The organism is Bacillus cereus group sp. BfR-BA-01379, assembly GCF_022663605.1.
Classification (GTDB): domain Bacteria; phylum Bacillota; class Bacilli; order Bacillales; family Bacillaceae_G; genus Bacillus_A; species Bacillus_A mobilis.
The window spans coordinates 1-206 of record NZ_JAKUFT010000367.1; the positions used below are offsets into that span (position 1 = coordinate 1).

Sequence of the window (206 nt, forward strand, 5' to 3'; positions counted from 1 at the left end):
GGACGAAAGTCGGGCTTAGTGATCCGGTGGTTCCGCATGGAAGGGCCATCGCTCAACGGATAAAAGCTACCCCGGGGATAACAGGCTTATCTCCCCCAAGAGTCCACATCGCCGGGGAGGTTTGGCACCTCGATGTCGGCTCATCGCATCCTGGGGCTGTAGTCGGTCCCAAGGGTTGGGCTGTTCGCCCATTAAAGCGGTACGCG

1 rRNA gene is annotated in these 206 nt (G+C 59.7%); it reads left to right on the forward strand.

Annotated features, from left to right (window positions below):
- A 23S ribosomal RNA gene (locus MR113_RS28280) occupies positions 1-206 on the forward strand; the annotation flags it as partial.